This is a genomic window from Sphingomonas sp. dw_22, assembly GCF_018449795.1.
Taxonomy (GTDB): Bacteria; Pseudomonadota; Alphaproteobacteria; order Sphingomonadales; family Sphingomonadaceae; genus Sphingomonas.
Window position 1 is genome coordinate 1 of the sequence record NZ_JAAVVE010000074.1, and the last position, 11132, is coordinate 11132.

General features: G+C 67.9%; 4 protein-coding genes and 1 pseudogene. All 5 read left to right on the plus strand.

Going from position 1 to position 11132, the window contains the following annotated elements; genetic code table 11:
• Window positions 1-1989, plus strand: a 1989-nt coding sequence (locus HB724_RS19535; protein WP_213982626.1) for a TonB-dependent receptor, incomplete at its 5' end; no start/stop codon positions are given.
• 240 nt (window positions 1990-2229) lie between these two features.
• The gene (locus tag HB724_RS19540) at window positions 2230-7365 is read left to right on the plus strand and encodes an autotransporter domain-containing protein (RefSeq protein ID WP_213982627.1); all 5136 of its coding nucleotides are present in this window, start codon (window positions 2230-2232) and stop codon (window positions 7363-7365) included.
• Window positions 7366-7426: 61 nt separating this feature from the next.
• Window positions 7427-8551 (plus strand): TIGR03032 family protein, encoded by a 1125-nt coding sequence (locus tag HB724_RS19545; protein WP_213982628.1) that lies wholly within the window; start codon window positions 7427-7429, stop codon window positions 8549-8551.
• Between the two features lie 80 nt (window positions 8552-8631).
• Window positions 8632-9525, plus strand: a complete 894-nt coding sequence (locus tag HB724_RS19550) for an ABC transporter ATP-binding protein (RefSeq protein WP_213982629.1) — start codon at window positions 8632-8634, stop codon at window positions 9523-9525.
• 11 nt (window positions 9526-9536) lie between these two features.
• Window positions 9537-11132, plus strand: a pseudogene (locus HB724_RS19555) (ABC transporter permease); the annotation flags it as partial.

Below are 11132 nucleotides of genomic sequence, written 5' to 3' on the forward strand. Positions count from 1 at the left end.
TCGAAGCGCGCGACCCGGCTGGACGCCTATCCGGGCACCGCAATGGTGCTGGCGCCCGACGCAATCGCGCCAGGCGGCATTCCCGCCGATAGCGGGGCGCTCGCCCAGCGTCTCGCCAGCGTCGGCACCACCCATTTCGGGCCGGGACGCAACAAGCTGTTCGTCCGCGGCGTGATCGATTCGGGGTTCAGCGGCCCGAGCCAGGCGACCACCGGCCAGTATCTCAACGAGACGCGGCTCACCTACAATGCGCCCGACCCCGATCTCAGGCTCTACGACATCGCGTCGGTGGAGGTGCTGGAGGGGCCGCAGGGCACGCTCTATGGCGCCGGCTCGCTGGGCGGGGTGATCCACATCGTCACCGCCCGGCCCGAGCTCGACCGTTTCGCGTCGAGCGCGTCGAGCGGCTTCACCGTCACCGAACATGGCGATCCCGGCGGCGACGTCGCGGCGATGCTCAACCTGCCGCTGGAGCGCGATCGGCTGGGCCTGCGGCTGGTCGGCTATGCCGAGCGCGACGGTGGCTATATCGACAATCCGCTGATCCGCCGGAACGACGTGAACGGCATCACCACGCTGGGCGGCCGGGCGACGCTGCGCGCCAGCCTGGGCGACTGGACGGTCGACCTGGGCGGAGTGGTCCAGGCGATCCGCGCCGATGACAGCCCCTGGACCGATGCCGGGCCGGATACGCCCGCGCTCAGCCGCGCCACGCCCGAGCGGCTGGACTATGACGACGCCTATCACCTTGCCGACCTGACCATATCCCGGCGCTGGGGCGACCTGTCGCTGGTGTCGTCGACCGCCTGGGTCAGCCAGACCCTGACCGAGCATTATGATGGCGGCAGCGGCGGCATGGATTTCCTCGTGACCCAGCGCGGCCGCACGACGATGCTGGTCAACGAGACCAGGCTTTCCGCGCGGCATGCGGACGGATCGGGATGGGTGCTGGGCGCCAGCCTGCTCGACAACCAGAGCCGGATCGGTCGGATCGGCATGACCTCGGAAGGAACCAGCTCGCCCCGCGAGCAGGCCAATAACCGCGTGGGCGAGGCGACCTTGTTCGGCGAGACCGATCTGCCGCTGACCGCGCGGCTCACCGCCACCGCCGGGTTGCGGCTCACCACCGCCGACGTGAAGGGCGATGCGATGGTCTTTATCGGGCCGAGCACGATCCCGATCTTCGGCACGCCCATCTCGGTCGCCGGACATCACAACGAGACCCGCGCGCTGCCGAGCCTCGCGCTCGCCTGGAAGGGCGCGCCGGGGCTGTTGCTGTTCGCGCGCTATCAGCACGGTTTCCGCCCCGGCGGCTTCGGCATCAGCGGCATCAGCGGCATCCGCGGCCGGGCCTATGACGGCGACCGGATCCAGGCGATCGAGATGGGCATGCGCTACGGCTCGCCCGGCGGCAGCTTCGATCTGGGCCTGAGCGGCGCATGGACCCAGTGGGACGACATCCTCGCCGAAGTCGTGACCGAGGGCGGCGATCCGATCACCCGGAATATCGGCGACGGCCATATCGCCTCGATCGAGGCGGGGATCGGCTGGCGGCCCCTTGCCGCGCTCCGGCTCGGCGGCGGCCTGTTCGTCAATCGCAGCCGGCTGAGCGATCCGCGTGTCGATTCGGTGGTGGTACGCGGCCAGGCGCTGCCCAATGTCGCGCGGGTCGGGGCGCAGGCGAACCTCGACTATGCCGTGCCGCTCACCGGCCGGTACGGCCTGACCCTGTCGGCGAACCTGCGCTATTTCGGGGGTTCGCATATCGGCGCGGGGCCGCTGCTGGACGCGGCGCAGGGCGATTATGTCGACGACCGGGTTGCGCTGCGTGTCGGGGATTCGCGCCGCGGCGTGAGCTTGCAGCTCGCCAATCTCCAGGACGGCCATGCCAACCGCTTCGCGCTCGGCACGCCGTATCGCATCTACGATCCCCAGGCGACGCCCCAGCAGCCGCGGACGATACGAATCGGGCTCGACACGAAATTCTGATGCGTCGCAGCAGGCGCTGCTGAAAAAAATTAACGAAGCATAAGGTGTCGGCTTTCCGGTGGCGTCCTTCAGTCAATAAGGGCGCGTCGAGACCGCCCCGGACGGAGCCGTCGCGAACGAGTTCCGACCGGTAGGTCGGTAGCAGCAGCGCCCTTCAAATATATGACAGGGAGCATAATTTTGCTGCAGAATTGTCGTGGTCGGGTTGCACGTAACCATTTCCTGTCGGGCCGGAGCGCGATGCGCCGCGGGCTGGCGCTGGGCACCGCCCTTTCCGGCGCCGCCGCCGTCCTGCTCACCGCCGCGCCTGCGCAGGCGCAGCAGCAGGCGCGGCCGTCGCTCACCTTGCTGGCGCCGCGCCTTGCGCCCCCGCTCACCCGCTTCCATGTCCGCGCCAACGAGCCGCTGCCGCAGGATCTCACCCGGCTGCCGGCCGAGCGCTTCACCACGCCGCCGATCATCGCGCCCACCAGCGGCATCGTGATCCATCGCAGCCCGAGCTGGACTCAGCCGGAGCTGAGCGGCCTCACGCCGATCGTCGATCCCACCATCGCCCCGCTGGTGAGCGGCGGCGACGTGGTGATCGATCAGGGCGACATCGCCGGCACCGCCGACAACACGCCCGGCGTGGATACGGTCGCGACCGGCACCACCGCGATCACGGTCGGCAACATCTCGACCCAGGGCAGCCAGTCCGGCGGCGTGCATGCCTATGGCTATGGCGACATGACGATCCATGCCGGCGACATTCATACCGAGGGCTATCGCGCTACCGGTCTCGATGCGAACACCAATGTCGGCGGCAATTCGGGCGGGATCGAGATCACGGCCGGCAATATCGAGACCAGCGGCTATGCCGCCTCGGGCGTCCGCGCCGCCGCCTATAACGGCAGCACGGTCATCAACGTGAACTCGGTCAAGACCAGCGGCTATGGCGCCGACGGCATCTATGGCTGGAGCTACAATCGCGACACCACCATCACCGCGGGCTCGGTAGAGACGACCGGCACCGGCGGGCGCGGCATCACCGCCTATTCGGGCGGCACGACCACGGTCGATGTCGACAGCGTGACGACCAGCGGGGCCGGCATCGGCATGTTCCTGGACTCCGGCGCGATCAAGGCGGTCGGCGCGGCCGTGGACGTCCATGCCGGCGCGGTCAGCACCTCGGGCGACTATTCCTCGGGCATCTATGCCAACAGCAACCCGGTCCATGACAACGGCCAGGACGATCACCACATCACGGTCGTGGCAGGCAGCGTCACTACGTCGGGCCTGGGTTCGGACGGCATCGACGCGGTCAACACCGCGCAGGGCAGCCTGACCAGCGTCACCGCGGACAGCGTGACCACCAGCGGCGACTATTCCAACGGCGTCTTCGCCTTCGCGCCCCAGGGCGACGTGCAGGTGAATGCGGGCACGATCGAGACCGGCGGTGCAGGCTCCAACGGCGTGATCGCGGCGAGCTATTACGGCAATGTCTCGGTCTATGCGGACAAGGTGACGACCAGCGGCGCGAACGCGGTCGGCGTCTACTCCTATGCCGGCGGCAAGCAGCTTTCGGGCAGCACGACCAACACGGTCACGGTCGACAGCGTGAAGACCCAGGGCGACAACGCCATGGGCATCGAGACGATCAGCCTGGGCACCCAGCTCGACACCAGCATCACCGCCGGATCGGTCGAGACGCGCGGCTATGGCGCCACCGGCATCCGCGCGATCGCCGACGGTCCCGGCAGCGACATCACCATCCATGCCGGCACCGTCTCGACCGCCGGCGCATATGCCGACGGCATCGACGCCATCGCTTACGGCGTCGGCGGCAAGGTGACGGTCACGGCCGACAAGGTGACGACCACCGGCGACCAGACTGCCGGCATCTTCACCTATGCGCTGACCGGCGACACCAACGTCACCGTCGGCGAGGTCGCGACCAGCGGCTATGGCAGCTTCGGCATCTCGGTGGGCAGCCGCTACGGCAACGCCCATGTCGATGCGGGCAGCATCACCACCACCGGCGATTCGGCCTTCGGCATCAGCGCGAGCGCGGGCGGCGACGTGAACGTCTCCGCCGATTCGGTCAGCACCCAGGGCGGCCGTGCCTGGGGCGTCTACGCCGCATCGCTGTCGGGCAAGGTCTCGGTGGACGTGTCCAACGTCACCACCAGCGGCGCATATGCGGCGGGCGTGGTCGCGCGCTCCTTCTACAGCGATGTCGACGTGACCGCGAAGAACGTCCATGCCGATGGCGACTTCTCCAGCGCGATCACCGCCGACAGCTATCTGGGCTATGGCAATGTCCATGTCGTCGCGAGCGATGTGAGCGCCGGCGCTTATGCCAATACGATCGCAGCCTCCGGCCATACGGTCGTGGTCGAGACGAGCGGCGAGATCGACAAGGCGGGCAGCTATTCCGCGGTCACCGTCACGGCCCATGGCGGCGATGCGACGGTCACCAACAGCGGCACGATCAAGACCGTCACTGGCGGCCCCTATGGCGTCAGCTATTCTGCGGACGGCATCTATGCCCGCGCCGACGGCAACGTGACGATCAACGGCCACGGCTCGATTTCGACCGAGGGCGGGCAGTTCGGCTATGGCGTCGCGGCATACAGCAACCGGGGCGGCGCGATCGCGGTGACGCAGAACAGCATCTCGACCACCGGCGGCCAGAGCCAGGGCGTAGTGGCGGTCACCAGCAATCGCGGCGGGGCCGATCCGTCGAACGGCGCGGGCGGGATCAGCGTCTCGGTCGGCTCGATCGCGACCACCGGCTGGGGCGCATCGGGCATGCTGCTCTCCGACAACACCAAGCTGGGCAGCGCGATCGCGACCGTCACCGGCGACCTGACCACCGAGGGCGACCAGGCGCGCGGCGTGAGCATCTATTCGGCGAACCAGACCGCCGGGGCGCACCTGCACAACGTCTCGACCAAGGGCTATTATGCGCAGGCGGTGCATTTCGACGGCCATGCCGCCGAATTCACCTTCGACGGCGCGGTCTCGACCGAGGGCGTGCTCTCGACCGCGATCGTCGCCTATGCCGGCAATGGCGGCATCCAGATCAGCGGCACCGGGCCGATCAGCACCAAGGGCGACTATTTCAGCTCGGGCATCCGCGCTTCCTCGCCGGGCGACATCACGATCGACGTGGGTTCGATCTCGACCGAGGGCAGGGGATCGAACGGCATCGAAGTGACCGAGCGCAAGCGTCATTCCGAAGTCTATCCCTATGATCCGCCCGAGGGCGAGGAGGACACGGCGGCCGCCGCCAAGGTGCCGGTGAGCGATCTCGCCAATGCCTTCCCCTTCCCCGATCCCCGCGATCCGGAAACGGCGGCGACCGGCAGCACCATCTCGGTGACGGCCCAGTCGATCGCCACCGCCGGGATGAATGCCAACGGCATCATGGTGAGCACCACCACCGGCGATGTGGACATCCACAGCGGCGACGTGGCGGTGACCGGCAGGAACTCGATCGGCATCTTCGCCGAGGGCCGCAACCTGAGCGCCGAAACCGGCAACACCAGTTCGGCCCAGGCCACGGCGATCGCGCTGCAGGGCTATGACAGCGCGAGCCTGGCGGTGCACGGCAAGGTGCAGGGCGGCACCGAGGGCGTGCTGCTCCAGAGCTACGCCAACAGCCTGACCGTCACCTCGGGCGGCAGCATCACCGGCGCGGTGAACGGCGTGACGATCGACGCCACGCCGCATGTGACGCCGATCGTCCATTACTGGGGCTATGCGCCGGAGAGCTATATCGGCCAGGAAGAGCCCCAGCCGCTGCCCCCGGCCAATCCGGCCGCAGGGACGGCGCAGGTCAGCAATGCCGGCACGATCACGGCCGGCACCGGCTATGCGATCACCGTCACCGGGGGCGGCGCCGATGTCGCCAATAGCGGCGTCGTGGTGGGCGCGGTGAAGTTCTCGGGCTTCGCCGACACCTTCACCAACTCGGGCAAGTTCGTCGCGACCAAGGACAGCGATTTCGGCGGCGGCGGCGATCGGTTCGTCAACACCGGCACGATCGCGCTCGCCGCTCCGGCCGGCCAATCGGTCCGGGCGCTGGCGCCGCTGGTCTCGCAATCGGTCTCGCTGCTGGGGCTGGAGACGTTCGAGAATGCGGGCACGATCGACCTGCGCAACGGCGCGGGCGGCGAGACGCTGACGATCACCGGCGACTATGTCGGCACCAGCGGCGCGAAGCTGGGGCTCGACGTGGCGGCGGGCGGCGCGGACAAGCTGGTCATCACCGGCGCCGCGACCGGCACGACGCTCGTCCAGCTCGACGTGACGGCGGAGGGCGCGCGCCTGCTCGATAAGCCGCTGGCGCTGGTGCAGGCCGGCGCGGGCAGCAGCGCGGGCGCCTTCGTGCTCGCCAGCGACTCGATCGGCCTGGTCCAGTATGGCCTGAGCTTCGACGCGGCGACCGGCAGCTTCGGCGTGACGAGCGAGGCCGGCGCGCCGGTCTATCGCCTGCTCAAGCTGAGCGAGGGCGCGCAGGCGATCTGGAACCAGTCCGCCGACGCCTGGACCGGCCATATGGCCGAGCTGCGCGACGGCAGCGGCCAGGGCCGCAGCGTCTGGGGCCAGGCCTATGGCAGCGTGCAGAACCATGACGAGCAGCGCACGATCGGCGGTACCGCCCGGAGCCTGGACTACCGCCAGGACTTCTATGGCGGGCAGGCGGGCGTGGACATCGTCGAGGCCGGCAACTTCCTGTTCGGTGCCAGCGCGGGCTATCTCAGCTCCAACCTGACGCTGAAGGGCAGCGGCATGCGCATCCGCTACGACAGCCTCAACCTGGGCGGCTATGCGGCCTTCCACAGCGGGCCGTTCTTCGCCAACACGCTCGTCCAGTACGCCCATTACTGGAGCGACGTGCGCGACAGCCTCAACAGCTGGTCGGACGGCACGGGTGGGGGTTCGATCGGCGCCCGGATCGAAGGCGGCGCACGGTTCGGCAAGGGCCGGTTCTTCGTCGAGCCGGTGGCGTCGCTCTCGTTCCAGAACAGCTCGTTCGGGGCGATCCAGGCGCTGGGCCAGACGGTCGATCCCGAAGCGGGCAACGGCCTCACCGGGACGCTGGGCGCGCGTGTCGGCAACAGCTTCGACCTGAAGGACGGGATGAAGGCCGTGGTCTATGCGCGCGGCACCTATGCCCATGAGTTCGACGGCGAAGGGCGCCTGTCCTTCACCAGCGGCGGGACAAGCGAGGAACTCGCCAACCTGCGGCCGGGCGACGAAGGGCGGGTGGCCCTGGGCCTCAACCTGACCGGCAGGGGCGCGGTGAGCGGCTTCTTCGAAGGCAACGCCACCTTCGGGCAGAACGTAAGTGGTGGCGGCGGCCGGGTCGGCCTAAGCTTCAAGTTCTGACGTTCCGAATGAAAGCGCGGGGTCCGGCATCGTCCGGGTCCCGCCGTGCATGAAGGCAATGATGACCGATACCCCCGAAAGCGCCGCCGAAACCACGACCCGCAGCACCGGCATGCCCTCGGCCCCCGGCGCCGAGCAGGCCGGCCCGGCTCCCGGTGCCACCAACATCCAGGTCTCGCGCGGCTTCAACGCCTGGCTGCGCAGCCATCACACGAGCCTGGCCTTCACCAGCTACCAGACCGGCCAGCTCTTCCTGGTCGGCGCGCATCCCAACGGCACCGTCTCGTTCAACCAGCAGAATTTCAGCCGCGCGATGGGCGTGTGCTGGAAGCCGGGGCGGCTCTATCTGGGATCGCTGTTCCAGCTCTGGCGGCTGGAGAACATGCTGCGCCCCGGCGAGATCGGCAACCAGGCGTTCGACCAGGTGCTGATCCCGCGCAACGCCCAGACCACCGGCGATATCGACATCCATGAAGTCGGCGTCGACAAGGACGGCCGGGTGATCTTCGTGAACACCAAATATAGCTGCCTGTGCACGCTGGACCTGACCCACAGCTTCAAGCCGATCTGGAAGCCGCCCTTCATCTCGAAGCTGGCACCCGAGGACCGTTGCCACATGAACGGCATGGCGATCCATGAGGGCGAGGTGCGCTACGTCACCGCGGTCAGCCGCTCGGACGTGCTCTCGGGCTGGCGCGAGCGGCGGCACGAGGGCGGGGTGCTGATCGACGTGCAGACCAGCCGCATCGTCACCGACGAGCTTTCGATGCCGCATAGCCCGCGCGTCGTCGGCGATCAGGTCTATGCGCTCGACAGCGGGCGGGGGCGGATCATCCGCGTCGATCCGGCTACCGGCCAGAAGACGGACATCGCCTTCTGCCCCGGCTTCCTGCGCGGCATGGCGATCCATGACGGCCATGCGATCGTCACGGTCTCCAAGCCGCGCGACGGCACCTTCAAGGGGCTGCTGCTCGACGGCGAGATCAAGGCGCACGATGCCGAACCCTGGTGCGGCATGCTGATCGTCAGCCTCTCGACCGGCGACATCGTCGAATGGGTGCGGCTGGAGGGCCATATCACCGAGCTGTTCGACGTGGCGGCGATGCCGGGCGTGGTCTGTCCGATGTCGGTCGGCCCGGCGACGCCGGAAATCCAGAGCACGATCACCTTCGATACGCTCCCGTGAGGGATTTTCCTTCCGGCTGCAATTGTGCTTTAGGTTTCTAACACACGTGCTAAGTTCCCTCGAAAGGGGAGTCATTGCACATGCTCGAACTGACCGGTGTCACTCATGTCTATCCCAACGGAACGCGCGCGCTCGACGATGTGACGCTGAGCATCCCCAAGGGGATGTACGGGCTGCTCGGTCCGAACGGCGCGGGCAAGTCGACGCTGATGCGCACCGTCGCCACGCTGCAGACGCCCACCTCCGGCGGCATCCGCTTCGGCGAGATCGACGTCATCGCCGAGCCGGAGAAGCTGCGTCAGCGGCTGGGCTATCTGCCGCAGGATTTCGGCGTCTATCCGCGCGTCTCGGCCTATGACATGCTCGAGCACATGGCCGTCCTGAAGGGCGTGGCCTCGGCACGCGAGCGCCGCGACACGGTCGAGACCCTGCTCAACCAGGTCAATCTCTGGTCGGTGCGCAAGAAGGCGATCGCCGGCTTCTCGGGCGGCATGCGCCAGCGGTTCGGAATCGCCCAGGCGCTGATCGGCAATCCCGAGCTCATCATCGTCGACGAGCCCACCGCGGGCCTCGATCCCGAGGAGCGCAACCGCTTCCTCAACCTGCTGGCGGAGATCGGCGAGAATGTCGTCATCATCCTGTCGACGCATATCGTCGAGGACGTGGTGGATCTCTGCCCACGCATGGCGGTGCTCGCCGCGGGCCGCATCCAGCTGGAAGGCGCGCCGCTCGAACTGATCGAGAAGGCGCGCGGCACGGTCTGGGCGCGCGAGATCGAACGCGAACGGCTTGACGAATATCGCGAGCGCTACGAGGTTATCTCGACGCGCCTCTTCGCGGGGCGCACCATCGTCCACATCCTTTCGGCGGGCGACCCCGGCGACGGCTTCGCCTCGGTCGAAGGCGGGCTTGAGGACGTGTATTTCTCGACGCTCGCGCGCATGCGCCGCGCGCCTGTCGCCGCAGCGGCCTGAGGGGCGGCGACATGTTCGGCAAGATCGCGAGCTTCGAGCTCCGCTACCAGTTCCGCAACCCGGTGTTCTGGGTCGTCTCGATCCTGTTCTTCCTGCTCACCTTCGGGTCGGTCACGATCGAGCAGATCCAGATCGGTAGCGGCGGCAACATCCACAAGAACGCGCCCGTCGCGATCGCGCAGACGCACCTGATCCTGTCGATCTTCTTCATGTTCGTGACGACGGCGTTCGTCGCGAACGTGATCGTGCGCGACGACGAGAGCGGCTTCGGGCCGATGGTGCGCTCGACGCGGGTGAGCAAGTTCGACTATCTGATCGCGCGCTTCCTCGGCGCCTGGCTCGCCTCGGTCATCGCGTTCGCGACCGTGCCGCTGGCGATCTGGCTGGGCTCGTTCATGCCCTGGATCGATTCCGAGACGTTGGGGCCGAACCGCTGGGGCGACTATCTGTTCGCTTATCTGGCGCTCGGCCTGCCGAACCTGTTCCTCACCGCGGCGATCTTCTTCGCGGTCGCGACCGCGACGCGATCGATGATGTACAGCTATCTCGGCGTCGTCGTCTTCCTTGTCGCCTATTTCGTCCTTATCGGCTTCATGCGCGCCAAGCCCGAGATGCGCGAGCTGGCGGGCTATATCGAACCGTTCGGCGTCGCCGCCGTCTCCAACGCCACGCGCTACTGGACCGCCAGCGAGGCCAACGGCAGCACGCCGGCACTGGCCGGGGTGCTGCTCGCCAATCGCGCGATCTGGTTCGCGGTGGGGCTGGCGGTGCTCGCCTTCGCCTATTTCCGTTTCAGCTTCGCCGAGCGCGGAGTCTCGCGGCGCAAGCTGCGCCGGCAGGCCCGGCGCGCGGCGAAGCTTGCGGCCAGGCCGCCGCAGGTGGTGGCGGTGCTGCCGCCGGTGCGGCCGGAGGCGGCGGCCTGGGCGCGGCTATGGGCGCGCTGCCGCTTCGAGATGCGGATGGTGTTCCGCAGCCCGGCCTTCTTCGTGCTGCTGCTCATCGGCTTGGTCAACGCGCTGGGCGGGCTGATCTATGCCAACGAGATCTACGGCACGCCGGCGCGCCCGCTCACCTTCGCGGTGATCGAAGTGCTGCAGGGCGCGTTCACGATCATCCCGCTGATCATCGCCATTTACTATGCAGGCGAGCTGGTGTGGCGCGATCGCGAGCGCAAGATGCACGAGATCGTCGATGCGACCTCGCTGCCCAACTGGGCCTATCTGGTGCCCAAGGCGCTGGCGGTGACCGGTGTGCTGTTCGCGACGCTGCTGATCTCGGTCGTCGCCGCGGTGCTCGTCCAGCTCGTGCGCGGCCAGACCGATATCGAGTTCGGCCAGTATTTCGCCTGGTATCTGCTGCCGCAGACGATCGACATGGCGATCCTCGCGATCCTGGCGGTGTTCGTCCAGGCGGTGAGCCCCAACAAATATGCCGGCTGGGGCGTGATGGTGGTCTATCTCGTCGCCACGATCACGCTGCAGAACATTGGCTTCGAGCATCCGCTCTACAATTACGGCAGCACTGGCTCGCTCCAGCTCTCGGACATGAACGGCGACCAGATCGGCGGCGCGCTGGGCTGGTGGCTGCGACTCTACTGGGGCGGCGTC